The organism is Paenibacillus sp. FSL R7-0163, from assembly GCF_037969975.1.
GTDB lineage: Bacteria > Bacillota > Bacilli > Paenibacillales > Paenibacillaceae > Paenibacillus_AQ > Paenibacillus_AQ odorifer.
The window spans coordinates 1,045,124-1,064,124 of the sequence record NZ_CP150224.1; the positions used below are offsets into that span (position 1 = coordinate 1,045,124).

Annotated in this window: 22 protein-coding genes and 1 tRNA gene; 19 read left to right on the forward strand and 4 right to left on the reverse strand. The window is 47.1% G+C overall.

The window, feature by feature from the left end:
• Positions 1 to 70 precede the first annotated feature (70 nt).
• On the forward strand, positions 71 to 1,546 hold the full coding sequence (locus NST45_RS04495; RefSeq protein WP_339825002.1) for a glycosyl hydrolase: 1,476 nt from the start codon (positions 71 to 73) through the stop codon (positions 1,544 to 1,546).
• Between the two features lie 73 nt (positions 1,547 to 1,619).
• Here the strand turns inward: NST45_RS04495 and NST45_RS04500 are convergent, their stop codons facing one another.
• Complete coding sequence (locus NST45_RS04500) at positions 1,620 to 2,108, reverse strand: PH domain-containing protein (protein WP_036683346.1); 489 nt, start codon at positions 2,106 to 2,108, stop codon at positions 1,620 to 1,622.
• 117 nt (positions 2,109 to 2,225) lie between these two features.
• Here NST45_RS04500 and NST45_RS04505 point away from each other — a divergent pair, with 117 nt between their 5' ends.
• Both NST45_RS04505 and NST45_RS04510 read left to right on the forward strand, forming a co-directional pair.
• The gene (locus NST45_RS04505; RefSeq protein WP_339825005.1) at positions 2,226 to 2,786 is read left to right on the forward strand and encodes a hypothetical protein; all 561 of its coding nucleotides are present in this window, start codon (positions 2,226 to 2,228) and stop codon (positions 2,784 to 2,786) included.
• A gap of 214 nt (positions 2,787 to 3,000) precedes the next feature.
• Entirely contained in the window at positions 3,001 to 3,336 is a 336-nt protein-coding gene (locus tag NST45_RS04510) for a YolD-like family protein (protein ID WP_076142249.1), read from the forward strand.
• Here NST45_RS04510 and NST45_RS04515 read toward each other — a convergent pair.
• Positions 3,333 to 3,497 (reverse strand): hypothetical protein, encoded by a 165-nt coding sequence (locus NST45_RS04515; RefSeq protein WP_169744799.1) that lies wholly within the window; start codon positions 3,495 to 3,497, stop codon positions 3,333 to 3,335. The genes NST45_RS04510 and NST45_RS04515 overlap by 4 nt on opposite strands.
• 117 nt (positions 3,498 to 3,614) lie before the next feature.
• Here NST45_RS04515 and NST45_RS04520 point away from each other — a divergent pair, with 117 nt between their 5' ends.
• From NST45_RS04520 to NST45_RS04535, 4 genes are all read left to right on the forward strand, one after another.
• A complete protein-coding gene (locus tag NST45_RS04520; RefSeq protein WP_036683338.1) occupies positions 3,615 to 4,301 on the forward strand; it encodes a M15 family metallopeptidase in 687 nt (228 codons plus the stop codon).
• Between the two features lie 75 nt (positions 4,302 to 4,376).
• Positions 4,377 to 4,817, forward strand: a complete 441-nt coding sequence (locus tag NST45_RS04525; protein ID WP_036683335.1) for a WGxxGxxG family protein — start codon at positions 4,377 to 4,379, stop codon at positions 4,815 to 4,817.
• Positions 4,818 to 4,976: 159 nt separating this feature from the next.
• Positions 4,977 to 5,062, forward strand: a tRNA-Leu gene (locus NST45_RS04530).
• Positions 5,063 to 5,381: 319 nt separating this feature from the next.
• The gene (locus NST45_RS04535; protein ID WP_036683330.1) at positions 5,382 to 6,974 is read left to right on the forward strand and encodes a sensor domain-containing diguanylate cyclase; all 1,593 of its coding nucleotides are present in this window, start codon (positions 5,382 to 5,384) and stop codon (positions 6,972 to 6,974) included.
• Positions 6,975 to 7,236: 262 nt separating this feature from the next.
• Here the strand turns inward: NST45_RS04535 and NST45_RS04540 are convergent, their stop codons facing one another.
• The gene (locus tag NST45_RS04540; RefSeq protein ID WP_036683328.1) at positions 7,237 to 7,905 is read right to left on the reverse strand and encodes a hypothetical protein; all 669 of its coding nucleotides are present in this window, start codon (positions 7,903 to 7,905) and stop codon (positions 7,237 to 7,239) included.
• Between the two features lie 303 nt (positions 7,906 to 8,208).
• Between NST45_RS04540 and NST45_RS04545 the strand changes: the two genes are divergently transcribed.
• From NST45_RS04545 to NST45_RS04580, 8 genes are all read left to right on the forward strand, one after another.
• Positions 8,209 to 8,577 (forward strand): BlaI/MecI/CopY family transcriptional regulator, encoded by a 369-nt coding sequence (locus NST45_RS04545; RefSeq protein ID WP_076142248.1) that lies wholly within the window; start codon positions 8,209 to 8,211, stop codon positions 8,575 to 8,577.
• Between the two features lies 1 nt (position 8,578).
• A complete protein-coding gene (locus tag NST45_RS04550; protein WP_051491285.1) occupies positions 8,579 to 9,703 on the forward strand; it encodes a M56 family metallopeptidase in 1,125 nt (374 codons plus the stop codon).
• Between the two features lie 178 nt (positions 9,704 to 9,881).
• Positions 9,882 to 10,376 carry a sigma factor gene (locus tag NST45_RS04555; protein ID WP_036683321.1) on the forward strand — a complete coding sequence of 165 codons (495 nt, stop codon included), beginning with the start codon at positions 9,882 to 9,884 and terminating at the stop codon, positions 10,374 to 10,376.
• 178 nt (positions 10,377 to 10,554) lie between these two features.
• A complete protein-coding gene (locus NST45_RS04560) occupies positions 10,555 to 10,689 on the forward strand; it encodes a hypothetical protein (RefSeq protein WP_256715948.1) in 135 nt (44 codons plus the stop codon).
• A 126-nt stretch (positions 10,690 to 10,815) separates the two neighbouring features.
• On the forward strand, positions 10,816 to 11,112 hold the full coding sequence (locus NST45_RS04565; RefSeq protein WP_051491284.1) for a hypothetical protein: 297 nt from the start codon (positions 10,816 to 10,818) through the stop codon (positions 11,110 to 11,112).
• A 62-nt stretch (positions 11,113 to 11,174) separates the two neighbouring features.
• A complete protein-coding gene (locus NST45_RS04570; RefSeq protein WP_051491283.1) occupies positions 11,175 to 11,603 on the forward strand; it encodes a hypothetical protein in 429 nt (142 codons plus the stop codon).
• A 40-nt stretch (positions 11,604 to 11,643) separates the two neighbouring features.
• A complete protein-coding gene (locus NST45_RS04575) occupies positions 11,644 to 11,865 on the forward strand; it encodes a hypothetical protein (protein ID WP_235219493.1) in 222 nt (73 codons plus the stop codon).
• Between the two features lie 204 nt (positions 11,866 to 12,069).
• Positions 12,070 to 12,360: a helix-turn-helix transcriptional regulator gene (locus NST45_RS04580; protein WP_051491282.1), complete on the forward strand. Its 291-nt coding sequence runs from the start codon at positions 12,070 to 12,072 to the stop codon at positions 12,358 to 12,360.
• Positions 12,361 to 12,501: 141 nt separating this feature from the next.
• Here NST45_RS04580 and NST45_RS04585 read toward each other — a convergent pair whose 3' ends face one another.
• Positions 12,502 to 12,789, reverse strand: a complete 288-nt coding sequence (locus NST45_RS04585; RefSeq protein ID WP_036683320.1) for a hypothetical protein — start codon at positions 12,787 to 12,789, stop codon at positions 12,502 to 12,504.
• Between the two features lie 200 nt (positions 12,790 to 12,989).
• On the opposite strand from NST45_RS04585, the gene NST45_RS04590 reads away from it, so the two are divergent.
• From NST45_RS04590 to NST45_RS04605, 4 genes are all read left to right on the forward strand, one after another.
• A complete protein-coding gene (locus tag NST45_RS04590) occupies positions 12,990 to 14,798 on the forward strand; it encodes a sensor histidine kinase (protein WP_036683317.1) in 1,809 nt (602 codons plus the stop codon).
• Positions 14,799 to 14,801: 3 nt separating this feature from the next.
• Positions 14,802 to 16,433, forward strand: a complete 1,632-nt coding sequence (locus tag NST45_RS04595; protein ID WP_036683314.1) for a response regulator — start codon at positions 14,802 to 14,804, stop codon at positions 16,431 to 16,433.
• A 172-nt stretch (positions 16,434 to 16,605) separates the two neighbouring features.
• Entirely contained in the window at positions 16,606 to 17,988 is a 1,383-nt protein-coding gene (locus NST45_RS04600) for an extracellular solute-binding protein (protein WP_036683312.1), read from the forward strand.
• 104 nt (positions 17,989 to 18,092) lie between these two features.
• Positions 18,093 to 18,995 (forward strand): sugar ABC transporter permease, encoded by a 903-nt coding sequence (locus NST45_RS04605; protein ID WP_036683309.1) that lies wholly within the window; start codon positions 18,093 to 18,095, stop codon positions 18,993 to 18,995.
• Positions 18,996 to 19,001 lie beyond the last annotated feature (6 nt).

Below are 19,001 nucleotides of genomic sequence, written 5' to 3' on the forward strand. Positions count from 1 at the left end.
TTCGCTGAGTTCATGTCACTATTGTCCCCATACTATAACTTAAAAAGATTTAAAAGGATGGTGAGAATAGATGGAGCAGCGGATTATTCGTCAGATGGTTGATTCAGCATCAAGGTTCGTGGGCGATGTGCAGTGGCAGATGGCTTTTCGCAGATTACAAATGGCTCCGGCGGATTCGGGACTGTCGTCCTCGGCTCAGCTATTGCTGAATACCCTCTATTACTTGCAGGGAAAGGGTGTGATAAGCGGCCAACATGATTATTTGGAAAGTGCAGACGAGCTCATGGAGAAGCTTAAAAATACCAGTGGGCAATATGCTGCGCTTCATGGCTACGAGCTGGGCGCAATCAATAATCAGTCCCAGGCTCTAATTGACAATCAGCGGAATTGGGTCGTCAACAGTGCGATACGCTGGTCTAGGGCCGGCGGGATCGTAACGATGTGTTATCACGCTGCATTACCGGGGACAGCGCCAACTTGGGGGAATGTAAATACGAGCCTAAGCAATGCTGATTTTGATAAATATATAACCTCAGGTACCACCCAGTATAATGCGCTGTTAGCTGATCTGGATAAGATAGCCCTGTCGCTGAAAAAGCTTAATGACGCAGGGATTCCTGTACTTTGGCGGCCGTATCATGAAATGAATGGTGGATGGTTTTGGTGGGGGCAAAAGAGCAATTACGCTGCATTGTGGAACCTTATGTTCGATCGTTTTACCAATTATCATAAGCTGCATAATTTATTGTGGGTTTGGAGTCCAAATGCAAAAAATCAGTGGTGTGATGAGCCGGCAGAATACTATCCGGGCAGTGATAAGGTAGATGTGCTGGCGCTCGACATTTATGACGCGGATTTCAAGATTAGCCATTATGATAATTTATGGGATCTGGGTCGTGGCAAGCTGATTGCGATTGGTGAGAATGGAGAGCTTCCGTCTGCTGAACTGTTGTCCAAAACGCAGCCCAAATGGTCTTATCAGCTGACCTGGGGGAAACTCCTCTATGAGAAGAACACCGATGCTGTTATAAAAGCTTTTATGAACGACAAAATGGTATTCACACGAGAGGAGTATGCTGCTGAGGCCGCCGCTTTCGCTGCTATCGGGGATAGTGTGCTGGAGAGTGGACTCTGTGGGCAATACTACAATAACATGACGCTTAGCGGTACACCTGCACTTTTGCGCACGGATGCCAATATTAACTTTTCATGGAGACAAGGATCGCCTGATCCTGCCATTCGTGTAGATGCGTTCTCTGTGCGGTGGAGTGGGAAGCTGACGGCTGCTTTTAGCGAGGTTTATACCATTTATTCCTACTCTGATGATGGGATACGGGTATGGATTGATGGCGGGCTAGTCATTGATAGTTGGGTGAATCAGAGCGGCCAGGAACGAAAAGGAAGCATTAGTCTGATAGCAGGTAAGCCGTATGAAATAAAGGTGGAGTATTATGAGAATGCGGGCGACGCCCGGGTTGTTTTGCAGTGGGAGAGTCCTAGCCAGATCAAGGTGGTTATCCCAGCGGGGGCATTTTATCTTCCTTAAAAAAGAGTACTTCAAGTGTACAAGCGCAAGCAAAAAGCCCCGGTTTTCCGGGGCCTTTTTACGTATGAGCGTCTTAAATTTGTTCGCGGTAGCTAATGTTGTTGGCGATCTTCTCGTCACGAACGGCTTTGCGCAGAACATCTTTGACGGTTTGGGCATCATGGATTTTTCGAAAAAGAAGCTGAGGCGCTGAGGCATCATCAGAAAATACAGTTAATGACCCGATGCCAAGCATCCGGTCCATTATTGACTGTTTCACGGATAAATCGCGTACGCGCAGCAATTCGATTTCTTCAACATTTTTACCGATAAGTCCGGTCTTTAACATAATGCGCTGACTTGTAATGGTATATGAAGTTGTGTTAAGAGCTATAATTCCTTTAAGTCGATCTGAGATGCCGGCAGGTTTGCCTTTCCAGAGCACAACTTCTTGATTGACATGATTATCTTCTGCTGGTCGATGGGCGGTCACTGGAGCGGTACCGTTAAGGCTGGTTCCACATTCTCCACAAAATTTAGCGCCCTGCTTGTATTCCGCTCCGCAGGTGGTGCAATAAGGCATAAATACCCTCCTTTTCTGATCACAATTAAAATAATTATAACATAACAGTCATTTTACATATATTTCATTTGCGCTTTACACAAACCGACATTATCCTGTTAAGTGGAGGGATAAATAATGAAAAAAGCTTTACTAATAGGAATGCTGATGATGACTGTCATCCTTAGCGCCTGCAGCAATAATTCAACTTCATCGGCACCTGCCACGGAGGAAGAAGTGCAGGAGACCGTGCAAAACTTCTACAATGAAATGTCTAAACTTGAAGAGTCGGGAAAATCTTCTTTAGCGGAGTTCAATGAAGCCATTGCGGGTTATTCAGCAGGAGAACTCACGGACAAGCAGTTGGAGAAGAAAATTAAGCAATTCCAGAGTACCGCAACTGATTTATCGAATCAAGCCGAGAAAGTAAAAATTTCCTCCAGCTTGCCTGAAGACATTCGTAAGTTGCTTGAAGAGTCTAAAATTTCCTTTGAAAGTGCTTATTCTTTAAAAAAAGAGGCTTCTCAGGGCGCAGATTCCGCAAATGTTACGGCTGAGCAATTTAATGAATTGAATCAAAAAGCTGATATAGCGATGTTGTTCGGTATCTCCAAGCTTAACGAGGCAAGAGAAGCAACAGGACTTATAGACTCCGAAGGTCAGGCTACCTCAGAGTCTGGGGACGTTGTTCAAGAATAAATCAAATCAGGCGCTGCGCAGTTTATCTGTCAGCGTCTTTTTGCTGCGAATTTTAGCTTGAATAGATATACATTAATATACATCTTTTGAATAAAGAGTGACCCTTAAAAAGGTATCTTTTTCCTGATTATTGATTAATATGCGAAGATGCGGATATAATACAAACATACGTTCGTGTTGAGAGGAATAGATATATAATTAAGGAGGGGTTACCATGGGCAAAAAGCTGGAGAAAAACGGGCTGTGGGAAAGCAGCCGCATGATGCTGCCGGAGCATAAGATACGAATTATAAGAGATGAACGGGAAACGCTGCGCCGCATCAAGCCTATTCTGGATGAGCAGAAGCTGGAGGAGATTGAATGTACACTGGCTTTGTCGTTGCGGAGTCATATACGAGTGACAGTTGTTCTTTTTGACCCTTTTGAAAATACGATGTTAAGTGGTTTTGTGACTTCCATTCACACCCACTCGCGTGAGTTTAAGCTGCAGTGGGCGGAGGAATGGAAGTGGATCGATGTGGATGATATTGTCGAGGTCTACATCGTTTAATGCTGAGAACCGTTGCCTTCGCTTTTCTCATAAGCGATTAAGGTAACGGTAGGATTACCGGTCAGATGTGCAATGGAAGCTTCAGCATTCCGAATAATTTCCAGTGCTTCTTCCTGTTCACTAAGGGCTGCAACTTTATAGCTATCGCTATGAATATCCATATGTCTCCCACCTTTCGTTAAATATTTTGTCCTTTTTTGTGGAAATCATCCTAAAGGGGACAGGGGTACAGGCAAATAGGGCAGCGGCATCATTGAATATACCAAAGGGGTGATTCTATGCTGACTTTGGAGCAATTGAGGGAAAAATCCGCGGCGCGTCTGGTCGGGCTTCATCCTGTCTTGGCGGCAGGTGCGAATGTTTTGATTCAGCAAAGCCATGCGAGAGGAGTCCCTATCGTTATTACTCAGGGTCTACGGACCATTGCTGAGCAAAATGCTTTGTATGCGCAGGGGAGAAGCAAACCAGGACCGATAGTTACCAACGCTAAAGGCGGTACCAGCTATCATAATTATGGTCTTGCGTTTGATTTTGCGCTTTTGCTGCCGAATGGCACTAGCCTTTCTTGGGATATCAATCGTGATGGTGATAAGGATAAGACAGCGGATTGGCAAGAGGTTGTACAGGAGGCTAAGCGGCTTGGTTTAGAATGGGGCGGGGACTGGACCTCTTTTAAAGATTATTCACATCTGCAAATGACTTTCGGTTTAACTATAGATCAACTTCGGGCAGGTAAACGTCCAACGACGGACCAAGCCAAAGAGGCTTTAAAAAAGATTACCGGAGGGGATGATCAGGTGAACAAAGACGTTACAGTGACCATTAACCTAAACGGCCGCAAGCTTACCGATGGCGTTCTTGATACCGGAATAACCTATGTGCCCATACGTGCGCTGGCTGAGGCGCTTGGAGCAAAGGTTACTTATGATGCTGTGACTAAGACAGTTAATGTAGTAAAAGAGTAAAACCACCATGCATAGACAGTGCCGTCCAAGGGGAAATTATCAGTGATAACTAACCTTAAAGGGAGGCATAACACTGTGAACAAGCTGATAACAAGCCTTGCATGCGGTACTGTATTATCAATGAGTCTAATGGGAGCTAGCTATGCATCAAATGCCGTGGGATCAGCAGCATTGGGCGGTATCCCAGCCGCGAATACCGGGATGGATGGGACTGCGGAACACACTCGGATGATGAATACGGAAGGCAATTTAATGAACGGCACCACGGGAACAATGAATCAGCATGAGAGCATTATGAAAGATAAGATCCGCATCGATGATAATTACAGACCTAACAACTACAGAACCAACAGCACTGTCAACCCGGCAACCAACACCACACAGACCGGCAAATACCGTGCAACTAGTACAACAACGAATGCTGCAACTAACAAAGGATCTAACTGGGGCTGGCTCGGTCTGCTTGGACTTTTGGGTCTTGCCGGAATGAGAAGCAGAAGTGACGAGCGTAGATAATCCGCGTCTATAATAACCCGTGTCGGTTCTGGCTGAACGGGTTATTTTTATTGTGAATAATTTTTTTTCGAAAAAGGATTGCGCGTTATCGATATTCATGATATTATATTTCTTGTCGCGTTATATGTGAACAACGTATGAAGCTTCAACACATAATATGCCGGGGTGGCGGAACAGGCAGACGCACAGGACTTAAAATCCTGCGGTACGTGAGTACCGTACGGGTTCGACCCCCGTCCTCGGCATCACAGTGAAAACCTTGAGAAATCAAGGTTTTTTTTTGTTTTTCTTGAGTAAAACTTCCGTCAAAAACTAAAGGTTCTGTGTGTCTTGGAATCACATCCGAGCTCACAGAATCAGGTTGATAACACTCCTTTTCAGTGCTTGTTTAATCACAAGCTCTGGAGGGAGTTTTTTAATATGTAAGATTTCATGAACCGCCGTATATCAAACGGTAAGCAGAGTGGTATGAGAGATCCGAGCCTTTTGATTACTGTCGAATAACATCTTAATTTGTTGTATTATTAATTAATCTAGTTTTCAAGAACCAAGGAGGGTTAAGGTTTGCTTACACTGAGAAGAGCTGAGCCGTGTCAAAGTAAAAAGCTCAGTCTCACATCGCTGCTTACGGGCTTGGTTACGCTGGTGGTTCTACTAACCTCAAGCATTCTTCTGATTGGCTCTTACGAGTCCAAAAAACAGTCCTTGATGGAGACTACACTCCATCTGAATTACTACAACGCTGACCGAATGACCAAAACAATGGATTCCTTATTTCAGTCCATGCGCAGCAGTTTGGAATACAGTGCTGACACACTCTCCGATGACGAAACCTCAACGCCGAAGCAAGTGGATGATAATTTGGAACTGATGCGCAATAGTAGCAATTACTTCAATTCTATCGCCGTGCTCGATGCCGACGGGCTGATCCGCAATGTAGTACCGGCTAGTTTGGGGTCAGTAGGAAACCATATTACTTCTAAGGTCGGTTTGGAAGCTCTGGCGTTAAAAAAACCTTACATATCCTCCCCCTACATGACCCAAACCACCAATAGACTAATCGTTTTTATGAGTCAGCCGATTTTTAGCAAGAATGGTACATATCGCGGTATTTTGAGCGGCACATTTTATCTGCAGGAGAACAATATTTTGTCTATGATTTTTGGCGACAATAACGTGGACGATTCTGGCTCCTATTATTATATTGTGGATTCCAGCGGGCATCTGTTGTACCACCCGGATAAGCAGCTCATTGGGGAGGATGTCAGCAATAACAAGGTTGTGCAGAAACTCATGAATGGGGAGAGTGGGGAACAGCAAGTGCGTAACACCCGTGACGTTGAAATGCTTGCCGGATACTCCAGCGTTCCAGCCAACGGATGGGGAATTGTGGTCGTTTCGCCGATTAGTGTCATCCATCATCAACTGATGGGGCACCTTCGGACCATTCTCTGGTATTCGTTGTTTCCGTTCATTATCCTCCTGATGGGCGTCATTCTCGTAGCACGCAAGCTGGCCCGGCCTTTTGTGTACCTGGCAAATCTGGTGAGCAGGATGGGCAAGGAGAAGATTGAATTGCCAGAAGCGAAGCCGCAATGGAGCCGAGAGGCAGATCTGCTGACCAAGGCTGTGTTGCTTGCCGTGACGGATATTCAGAAGCAGACGGATCAACTGACCCAAGAGGCTACGACGGATGCTCTGACCGGTTTAATGAACCGGAGATCGTTAGAGTATACGATGAGTCAATGGATTGACTCAGGACAACCGTTTTCGCTCATTGTACTGGATGTAGACAAATTCAAACTCGTGAACGACACTTACGGTCATCTCATCGGCGACGAAGTGCTGAAACATGTAGCCAAAGTTATAGTTACCTCGGTTCGTCCAGACGATGTTTGCTACCGCTACGGCGGTGAAGAGTTCATCATCTTGCTAGCCCACACAAGACCTGAGGAAGCTTTCATCATAGCTGAAAGAGTCCGGCGGGCAATGGAACAAAGCAGGGGGCCAATCGAGACACAGGTTACAATCTCTCTAGGAATCGCCCATTATCCTTTTCATACATTGGAGCGGGAGGGGCTGCTGGAGAAGGCGGATCAGGCGTTATACTTGGCCAAGAGCAGGGGAAGAAACCAGACTATGGTCGCTGATGTTTGAAACAATGGCTCGAAATATAGAAGCATATAAACCTCCTTTGCTATATCTGACTAAATCAGATGAAGTAGAAGGAGGTTTTGTCAATGGCTATACGTTTAACAAAAGTTAAAAAGGCAGCAATAGCAATAATGGAAGAAGCATTAAACAGTCTATCAATTAGAAGAAAGCGAATAACCTCAATGAACAAGCAGTCCTTGATTACCCATACATATCAATCTACGTTTCAAACATCTACCCGACACTACAGAATCAGATGATGAGTTTAGCCGTCAACTACGCTCATTTGCGCATATCCTGTTGTGCTGTACGTGCTAGCCCGAGCCCCATATGCAGTGTTTGAATTCAGTTTAGTGAGATATAGTTTTCCACCTTGCGGTAAGTTATTTGCATAACCTACATCCGAACCAGTGTTAAGATTTGTGAAACCGGCATTATAGCTTGTCCCTGGTAAAGAATCACCTATCATTGTGACTCTATTAGCGCTGGAATAAAAGGTGTAAAACGGTAGTGACGCTCCAGAATTTGAGGGTTCAAATAAGTAGACAAACCCAACATAATTCGCGGCTAGGGTATGAAAATCATAAGTTTGAGGCTTAGTTAACTGTTCTTTTCGTACATCTTCTTTCAATTTAGGAACATCCCAACCTGGAAAAAGGTCCGAAAATTCTGGAAGTTCTACTAACATTCCATCGGGCAACTCATAGCCAACCTGACCATCAACAGTCCAAGAAGTACTGTATATTATAGAATTCCTTGCATTCAAGATGTCGTCTTTCCATTCCGTAGGAGCTGCGTCAACATCCTGATAAGCGAGCTTCTCTTCCGACAGGGAAGCGAAGTAGTTCTGCTGATTACTTGCAAGCGCAAAGCTTGGAGTGAGGAGGAGGAGGAGAGCCAGGGCCGAGAAAACAAAGAGAGATTTCTTTTTCATTAATTAGTAGCCTCCATTCTAAAATTGGGAATTTGGTTTTTCGTTCAACGTGAAAGTATTCGTTAATTGTTCATCGGAATTGCCTCCGTTTCATTAGTGTTAAACTATGAAAATGCTTCTTCATAATATATATGTCTTAATGTATCGAATTGGGGACAAAGATTTTCAAAAATATCCCAATATTGTTTTTGTGTGTGATAAATAGGATAAAATATTTCTATTTTATAGATTTGACATGAATTCAAGACAAATGTAGAATATCATTGTAGACAGTTGTCTTAAAGGAGTTGATTAATAGAAATAATGAGAAAATTGCCAGATGCAGAGTTTGATATCATGAAAGTTGTGTGGGCCAATGATTCATCTATAACGACTAATGTTATTATGCAACAGCTTGGAAATGATAGGAAATGGAAAGCGCAAACGGTCATTTCTCTTATGTTACGGTTGGTTGAGCGTGGCTTTATTCGAACTGAAAAAAAGGGAAAAGAGCGCACTTATTTCCCTTTAATTAACAAAGAGGAGTACCTGAAATTTGAAACAGGCGACTTTATGGAGCGTTTTCATGCGAATTCATTCGTTAGCTTGGTTGCTACGCTATATGCTAGTAACAAAGTAAAGGACAGTGACCTCGATCAATTGGAAAATTGGCTGAAAGATAAGAGGGAGTGATATGCAGGGATTTTTAGTTACCGTGCTCCAATGCTCTGTATCTATGTCATTGCTGACGCTTGTGTACGCGGCAATACAGCCCTTTATATCCAAACGATATGTCGCAAAGTGGAATTATAGGGTTTGGCTGCTGCTTGCGGTAGGCTGGATATTCCCCTTTCGTCCACAGATTGACCTATTAGTTCTCCCTGTGACCATGCCGGATCTTCCTGCAACGCTTGTTCCATCCATAATCCGTACTGTCCCCTTAATGGACTTTGGGGATAGGGGGGATGCTTGGGCAACAATCTCTTTATGGTGGGTGCTTACAGCGATTTGGGGGTGCGGTATTGTAATCATAATACTGTATCATGCTCTACGGCATAGTCGTTTTATGAAGACGGTACGTCGTTGGAGTGATCCTGTAACCGATGCGAAGGTTCAAGGGATTTTAGACAGTGTAAGGTCGGAACTCGGGATTAAAAAGCATATAGGTTTATGCGTATGTGAAAGCGTTACAAGTCCTATGTTCATTGGCTTTATACAGCCTGTCATTTTACTGCCGCGAGTGAAACTATCAGATGATGAAGTGTATCTAATTCTAAAGCATGAGTTGATTCATCTTAAACGGCATGACCTCTGGTGCAAGGCCATGATCTTGATTGCAACCTCGTTTCATTGGTTCAATCCAGTTGTCTATCTTATGGCAAAAGCGGCAGCGGAACAATGTGAAATCTCTTGTGACGCATTGGTTTTACAAAACGCAGATCATCAACGGCGAATACAATATGGGGAAATCATTATTACTGTTGCGAGGAATGGGGCGAAGCTCCAAACAGCATTATCAAGTAATTTTTATGGAGGGAAAAAAGGTTTGAAAAATCGCATTTCTTCAATCATGGACCTAAAAGAGAAGAAAAATGGTGTTCTATTCCTTTGTGTGGCGCTGATAGGAATTATATGGATAGGGTCCGCGTTAACCGTTTCAGCTAACGCAGATGAACCTCAAGCATCTACTACTACCGAAGTTGTTACTTCGTCGTATGACAGAAATGACAATATTGATAGCGATAGTGAAATTGTTAATGAGGTAACACGCCTCAAAGAGCTATTGCGCCGCTATGCAAATAACCTAGGATATAAATGATGAATAGGAAGAAGGCAACCTTTTAGAGGGTTGCTTTTTTATTTTTAATTTTTTTTGAAAAAGTGTTCCTATTATCTGTTTATAGGGTAGTATTGAAATACCAATATTTATATGTTTATATAAAATTATAACTAAAGTAGATTGTATTTCATAAAAAGGAAATGGTGGTGAGAAGGCGGTGCTAAATGATAATCAACGTCGCACCATAAAAGTATTATATACGGAAATGTATAGTTCATTGTTGGCATATGCACAAAGCAAGTTGAATGACCGCACACTGGCCGAAGAAGCCGTTCAGGACACATTTAGAATCGCATGTGCTAAAGCCGACAAATTTCTATTTTGTTCCAATCCGAAAGGCTGGCTATTTAATACATTAAAGAATGTTATTAAAAACAAAGTTCGCAGTCGGGCATACCTTAAAAATATAGTAGTAACTTCATTCGAAATAGATGAAAACGTTATCTTTGAGGATAGTGACGTACTTGATGTTGACTTTATATTTTCTGACTTAACCAATATTGAAGACTATAAATTACTTAAAAAAATTACTCTGGAGAAGTATTCAATGATGGAGGCGGCTAATGAAATTGGGATTTCTGTAGAGGCCTGTAAAAAACGGGTTCAGCGAGTAAAGAAGAAGTTAAAAAAAGTTTTGAAAAACATAGTTTAACCAGCCAGCAATCATGAAAATAATATAAGTGTTCTGGCGCAAAAAAACAGTGGCGCAGCAAGTATTGTATTCAACCTTGTTATGCAGGAGAGGTTACGGCTATCGTGGAGCTGCTTAATAAGCAGAGAAATGGATAGGACCGGCAACATTTGTTCATCATCTGAAGGATGCGTTCATTATGCCTGGTGTACATGATAACCATGTATTTTTTACCGGTTACATGTCCATGCACCGTGGAGTGGATCTGACGAATGTCGCTACAATCCAAGAGGCTTTAGAGTTGCTAAAACAAGAGGCAAAAAAAACCTTATAGCAAAATGTATACGCTTACGGGTGGAGTGAAGAGTGTTGGGGCGAGCTTCCGGGGCAAAGCTTATTAGACGAAGCTTTTACTGACAGGGCTGTAATCGCCATTAATTTGACGAAAAGCTATTGTTGGATGAACAAGCTTGCCCAGGATAAGTATCAGTTTCTCCCTAACCAATGCAGCGCGGAATCACGCGCCCGTCTCCTTCATGACATGATGCAGGATCAGGAATTAGTCAGACAAGAGTTTTTGGACTTTGCCCGAATGCTTGCTAAGCGGGGTGTAACTTCGATAAAAGATATAGGCTTTGACAGGCATAGCGGTTTGCTGCCGGTCCTTGAAGAGCTGGAAGCAGCGGGAGAGCTGCCGTTGCAGGTCCATTTCGCGCTTGGATGCTTATATGGCTGCTGTGGCCGGAAAAGAAAATGAAAGCCGGTTTTATAATTACAAGTCCATGCTTGAGGCCAATGTTCCGATTACGATGGGTAGAAATGGAAACGGTTAAACTTAAAATAAAATGGTCCCTTCCTCATAGTTATACATTGATTTTTCTGATTATCGTGGCTATTGCCGGATTAACCTGGATTGTCCCGAGCGGCCAATTTGACCGCCAGGAAGTGCTGGTGGATGGTTCCTCCAGAACAGCCATCATCCCGGGAACCTATCATACCGTTCCTAAAATCAGTGAGCAAGGGGATTTGAGACAAGGATTTGCCCAAATTGCCAGTGCGCCGTTGGAGGGAATCATCAATGGTGCTGATGTCGTCGCCTTCGTCCTGATTGTAGGGGGAGCTTTTAGAATTATTCTGCAGACGGGGGCGATTGACCGGGCACTGATAGCTTTAGCCGGAAGACTCAAAAGTAAAGGGATATTACTGATTCCGATAGCCATGGTGATTTTCAGCGGTATTCCAAAATGATATTCTAAACCGCCAACGCTTCATCAAGGAGAACGATGGGATAGAAGTAAGTTTCTCGAATCGGGATAAATTAATTATTGGCGGCTTCATCTTTACCTTGGGACTTATTGTCTGGGGAATACTGAGCAAAGGCTGGTATATGACTGAGATCGGAGCGCTTTTCTTTGCACTTGGTATTTTTTCAGGGATTGTCACCCGGATGAGTCAAAAGGAAATTGCCGAGAATTTTGTTAAAGGTTGCGGAGAATTTATCTACGTGTGAGTTGTAATTTATCTTGTTGCGTTTGTAACGATTTTTGGTACAAGTATCTTAGTCCTGATGGTCAAGAAACCCTTGATTTATCAGGGCTTTTTTAATGGTTTTCCTTGAGTATTATTAAAGATACTCTAAATGGCTAAAACTGATTTTAGGTTCAAAAGCTCGTGGATCAATTGTTGGCACAAATCGTAGTGTGGAGGCGGTTAAATGAACACTATTGGGGCAAATATTAAACAACTACGAAAAATACATAATCTTAATCAAACGGATTTAGCTAATAAAATCGGTGTTTCTCAAGGCAGCCTTAGTGATTTGGAATCTGGAAAAGGTAAGCCGGCAATAGAGACGGTTTTCTCAATTTGCTCTGAGTTCGGTTGTTCTTATGAATGGCTTTTAACCGGGAAGGAGCATTCAACTATTGGTGAATTAAGTGGTACAGTAGTGGAGTTATTGCAGACTGTTAAGGGGCTTAACAATAGAGAACAGCTAGAACTGTGACAGATCGCAAAAATTAAGCGTGATTTACTGTAAAGATGATCAAGCGGAAATAAAAACGTAAAATTGAAATTTTGACGTAGTTTTACATCTTCACATCCAGATGTCGAAGCAGCAAATGGAAGCAGTACATTGTTACCAGACCTATACATGGAATACCACATGAAGCAGACCAGATTGCCCGCCGCCATAATAAGTGAACACTGCGTTGCCGCCAGTATTCAGTTGGGGCAGGACTTCGCTCAACGTTCCCCCCATCTCTGTTTCATGCTTCATAGAATCGCCCTTGAAACCGTCAGTTTGGCTAATTGTATTATTTTTTACGTATGAGGCAACAAAATCAGTGAGCTCTGCTACTGTTGGATCGTTCAACATTTGCCGCAGAAAGGCATCAAACGGAATGGACTGACCGTCACAAGCATAATTACTCAATCGCGCAGCTTCCCGTCAACTTGAGCCATGATTAGTGAATCCGCACCATGTTATGCGGAGGGCCCCCTGCCTATTGATAATAAGGGACGGAATCCGCTAAATAATCATGCCCTGTCTTGACACCGGACTGGAGCAGCCATATGGTACAAGTGACAAGAACATACAAACATAGGGAGATACATGCTCAAGAAGGGGGAACTATGAATACATTCACAGCCTATGGCCGTAAGATCCGGCAGCAGATCGCCGGCAGGTATTACCGGATATCCATCAAACAGAGGATTCTGTTCTCGTTCATCGTGCTGATTACGCTGTCCATCGGTGCAATGGGCAGCTTCTCGTATTGGATTGCCGCGCAGGAGATCGAGGATAATGCCTACGCCGGCAGCCGGGAGACCGTAAGCAAGACGGCACAGCTGCTGGATTCCCGCCTGAATGATGTGGCGCTGTCTGTGCAGTCCCTGATGCTGAGCGATGCGTACCGCAAGATGATGCTCGATGTGTTCAGCCATGATGTGTCGAATTACTATGTCCATCTGTCGGATCTGCAATATGTGCTCTCCCAGGTAACGTTCAATCAGCCGATCATCGAAAACGTGCTGATCGTTACCCCGATTGGCGATTTCTATTCCACTACGCAGATCCGGGCGCAGGACAACTCGTTCTACGGCTCGGAATTATATGATCTGAGCAAGGAGCGGCCAGGCGGCTACTGGGCCAAAGGACATTATGACCGGTTGTTCACGGGCAGCCAGCGGGTGGTCTCCTTCGTAGTCCGGGGGATTTATGAATACCCTTACACGCCGATCAGCAATGTATTTATTGTGGTCAATATCAGGGAGAGCCGGATAGATGAGCTGCTGAATACAGGCGGAGAACAAGCAGGGAGAAATTATTATCTGGTGAGCGGGGAAGGAGAGGCGGTGGTGGAGTCCCGCTGGCCGTTCCGGGGCAGGTTCCCCTGGAAGCCGGTGCTTGCCGAAGCCGGGAAAGCGGCCGATCCGCAGGACCACTACTACAGCTATGGCGGCAAGAAGTATCTGGTTAATTATACAAGCTCAGCGGTATCACCCGACTGGATCATCTCCGGCATGCAGTCGCGGGACCAGCTGCTGGGCAAGCTGCAGCGGGTGCAGCGCATTACCCTCTATGTCATCGTTGTTTTCCTGCTGGCCACCTGGCTGATCTCCAACCAGCTGACATCTGTGCTGCTGAAGCCCCTGTTCAAGCTGCGGCGGCTGATGCGCAGAGTCGAAGAGAACCAGCTCAGCGTGGTGTATGAGAGCCGTTATGAGGACGAGGTTGCCCAGGTCGGCTTTCAGTTCAACCGGATGATGTCAGAGATTAAGACGCTGATCGCGGATGTGAAGACCAAGGAGGAGGACAAGCGGCATGCAGAGATCCGCGCGCTTACGGCCCAGATGGAGCCGCACTTTCTGTACAATACACTCAATACCATCTATTGCAAATCGGTCATGGGGGAGAATGACGATGTAAATGAGATGATCCTGTCGTTGTCGCAGATGTTCCAGATCGGGCTCAGCGGCGGCAAGGATCTGATTACCCTTGCGGATGAGCTGTCCCACGTGCGGCAGTATTTCGCTATTCAGCAGAAATGCTATGAAGGTCTGTTCGAATACACGGTGACGGTAGAGGATGAGGCACTGCTTACCTGTCTGATGCCCAAGATTATCCTGCAGCCGGTGGTGGAGAACAGCATCCAGCATGGATTCAGCGACCGGACTTTAGGAGGCAGGATAGACATCACGGTCAGCCGGGAGCAGGGGCTGCTGCATATTTGCATTACCGACAATGGACGGGGACTTGATGCTGTACGGGTCAAGCAGGGGATGCTCAGTGCTCCGCAGTCGAGGAAAGGTTATGCCCTGTTCAACATCAGGCACCGGCTGGCGCTGTATTACGGGGACGAAGCCCGTATGGATGTGGGCGGCGAACCAAGTAAGGGATCACGGACGGATCTGTGGATTCCCTCAGAAGAGGAGAGATGAAGGATGGACCGGAAGCTGGAGCTGGAAAGGTTCAAATTATGTGTAATCGACGATATTAAAAGTGTGGTGGAGATGGTCTCGAGCAAGCCGCCATGGCAGGAGCACGGTATTGAGGTAGTCGGTACAGCGCTGGACGGTGAAGCGGGGCTGCAGATTATCCGCGAGACCCGGCCGGACATTGTGCTGACTGATATCCGGATGCCAAGAATGGACGGCCTGCAGATGACCCGGGCGATTCTGGAGGAACTGCCGGACTGCAAGATTATTATCCTCAGCGCCTACTCGGAGTTCTCTTATGCCCAGGAAGCCATCCGACTAGGGGCGCTTGATTTCGTCAAGAAGCCCTTTTCCCTGAACGAGATTGTGCAGGCTGTGCTGAAGGCCAGGGAGTTGTGCCGGGAGGAGCGTCAGGAGACCACCAGACTTGCTGTGATGGAGGCCAAAATTAGAGAAAGTCTGCCTATTCTCCGCCAAGAATATCTCATCTTCCTGCTGCACCACCAGACGACAGAATCGGATGCACGTTCCCGCTGGGCCTATCTCGATATCCCTCTGGACCAGCATGATTTCTTCGTGTTTGTCGCCGAAATCGATCATTTCACGGAGAAGCTGAGCGGCCAGCCTGTGCAGGAGGTCGAGCTGCTGCGGTTCAGCCTGCATAATATTCTCGAAGAGACGATTTCCGCCTGGACCCGCGGCGTTATCATCCGGGAGGCGACAGACCGGTACGTCTGCATCATGAACGGCTCGGACCCGGATACGGCCGCGCTGGTTACGGAGGCCTGCTGCACGAATGTAAGCCGATTCTCCCGGCATACACTTTCCATTGGCGTGGGGCTGGGCGCAGCGGCGATTCAGGAGCTGGGCACAGCGTACAGGCAGGCGATTAGCGCGCTGGGTTATCATTTCTACACCGGAGGAAACGGGGTCTACATTTACAGCAATGTCGAGAATAAACCGCTCGCACTTCACAGCTACTCCGCCGCCGTCGAGCAGGAGCTGCTGTTCGCCCTGCGTTCCGGCAATTCTGCCAAAAGCCTGCAGATGCTCGATCAGCTATTCGCGGAGCTGCTGGACAGCGGGCTTTTGCCTGAGCCGCGTTATGTGGAAAGCGTCGGCTATGAGCTGGGCTACAGGATCTGCCGGGTCCTGCTGGAGCAGTTCCCCTACGGGCAGGTGGAGCCGCTGGAGCGCAGGATTGCCGTCATGAAGAACCGGGTGCATCCTTCCCTGCAGGATATCCGGGACCTGCTGTCCGGGCTGTGCCGGGAGGCCTGTGCGCTGGTTACGGAGGTCCGTTCCCTGGAGTCCACACGGATTATCCGCCAGGCCGCCGCTTATATCGATAGCCATCTGGATACGGGGCTGTCGCTGGAGCAGGTGGCGAAGCAGATTAACCTCAGCCAGGGGTATTTCTCCAACCTGTTCAAGAAGGTGCAGGGGATTTCGTTTCAGCAGTATGTGATGCACGAGAAGATGGAGAAGGCTAAGGCGATGCTGATCAGCGGCCGGCAGGTTCAGGAGATCGCCCAGGATCTCGGGTATGAGCACAGGCGCTATTTCAGCGAGGTGTTCAAGAAATATACCGGAATGACCCCGTCCGAGTTCAAACTGCATTATCTTGGAAAAGAATAAAAATGCGCAGGGGAGGCATGTCCGCAGGGCGGAGGTGGCCTCCCTTCACTGTATAAAGCTCCTGCAGAAATCTGCCCTTAAAGTGGGCTTACCCGCCTTATCCGGATACGCCAATCCGTCTATAATCAGGTTGTAAGCGAATACAACAGGGATATATAAGGGGGAACTACCAATGATGAAGCGTATGCTAATAACATCTCTGAGCCTGGTCCTGGCACTTGGCCTGACAGCCTGCGGCAACGGTAACGGTGGCAATGCTGCAGAAGGTAAGGGAGACGGGAAGACAGGCGGCTCGGGGGACAAGACCAAAATCAGCTACTGGACCGGCGACCGTCATGATGCGGATTTCGTGAAGGACAAGGTAGCCGAGTTCAACGCAACCAATACTGACGGGATTGAGGTGGAGCTGGTCGTCAAGGGCGACGACTTCGATACCGCACTCGATCTGTCCTTCCAGACCTCCGATGCGCCGGATGTAATCCGGGTGAAGGAGAATACCATCCAGACCTTCTACAAAAAAGGCTTTCTCGCTCCCATTGACGAGTTCCTCACCGATGAGCTGAAGACGAAATTCCCGGTCATGCCGGATCTGAATGAATTTGACGGCAAGCGTTACAGTCTGCCGAATTATGGAACAACCATGCGTCTAGTATACAACAAGGATCTGTTCGCCAAAGCAGGCGTTGAGCATCCGCCAGCTACCCTGCAGGAGCTGGTGGATACCGCCAAAAAATTGACGGAAGCCGGTAAAGCGGACGGCGCTTACGGCTTCGCCCAGAACTTCAAAAGCCCCGGAAGCGCGTTTGCGCGTTCGGCGCGGGTGATTGCGGAGATGAGCGGCTACGGCGGTTTCGGGTATGATTTCAAGACGGCCCGCTACGATTTCAGCGGCTTCGAATCGATCATCAATGCCTTTAAGCAGATCCGGGACAACGGCAGCATGCTGCCGGGTGTGGAATCGCTGGATATTGATCCGCTGCGGGCGCAGTTTGCAGAGGGCAAAATCGGAATGTATATGTCCTACTCCTCGGAGCCGGGCGTCTACAAGAATCAGTTCCCGGCCAAGATTGACTGGGCAGCCGCTCCGGTTCCGACCATCGACGGCACCGTGAAGGGGGCTTCGGGCTTCCTCGGGGGCCAGTGGCTGGCGCTGAGCTCGAAGTCGGAGCACAAAGGAGCAGCCTGGAAGTTCATGGAGTTCATGTACGGCGATCAGGTGCTGACGGATTATCAGGAAAAAGGCTTTGGCATCTCCATGGTACCATCCGTCAGCGCAGTAGCCAAGACACCGGATGTGAACGGCATTGAAGGCTTCCTGCCGAACAAGCACGATGGAGTGTGGCCGGTCTATCCGTCTGTAGCACCGGAAGGGATGAAATCGGATGACGCCTTCTTCAAGTATATGCTGAACGGCGGCGATCTGAAGGCAATTATCGCCGATCTGAACAAACGCTATAACACTGCACTGGACAGCGTGATTGCGAATGATGGCGTGAAGGCCGAGCCGGATGCCGGCTTTGACCCCGCCGCATTGGGCGGCAAGTTCGCCAAGTAGATGGAAGGTCAGGGATAGAGATATAGGCCAAAGCAGAGGGATGAGGAAGCAGCTTTCCCATCCCTCTGCTCTGGCCGCAAGGGAGAGGAGCCGGAAGAAACCAGATGAACAAAACAAAACAAGCCTTATTTTCATACAGCTTTATCTTTCCAAGTGCCTTGCTCACGTTGGTCCTCGGGATTTATCCGATTGCCTGGGCGTTCCGCTATATGTTCTATGATTACAAAGGGTTCGGAACGGCCCGGTTTACCGGGCTGGCCAATTTCAGCCGCATCCTGAAGGATACCCAGTTCTGGGATTCGGTGGTGAACACGTTTGTCTATGCAGGCGGCAAGCTGCTGATCACTATTCCGCTGGCTCTGCTGCTGGCCTCCATATTGAATCGGGGGCTGCGGGGCAGACAGCTGCTGCGGGGGATTTTCTTCATGCCGACCGTCATCAGTACCGCCGTAATGGCCGTAGTCTTCTTCACGATCTTTAACTCGTATAACGGGATTCTCAACCAGTTCCTGATCCGTTCGGGCCTTTCCGATTCCGGTGTGGACTGGCTGGGGCCGAAATATGCCATGCTCACCGTCATTTTGGTTGCGGCTTGGGGGGCGGTCGGCAATTACATGCTGCTCTTCCTCGCCGGTCTGCAGAATATCCCGGAGGATGTTTATGAAGCCTCTTCCCTGGACGGAGCAGGCAGACTCCAGCAGTTCCGCTATGTCACCCTGCCGATGCTCGGGCCTGTCATGCAGATGGTCATTATGCTGGCGATCATTACAGCTTTGAAGGGATACGAGAGCATTATGGTGCTGACCGAAGGCGGTCCTGTAGGCAAGACAGAGGTGATGTTCCTGTATTTGTACAAATTATTTTTCCCTGTCGGCGGAGGCAGCGCGGCGGTCCAGGTCCAAGAGTTCGGATACGGCAGTGCGGTCGCCTTCGTGTCTGCGGTCATCGTCGGGATCATATCGCTCATTTATTTCTACGCATCCAGACGTATGAATCAGACCGATTGAGGAGAG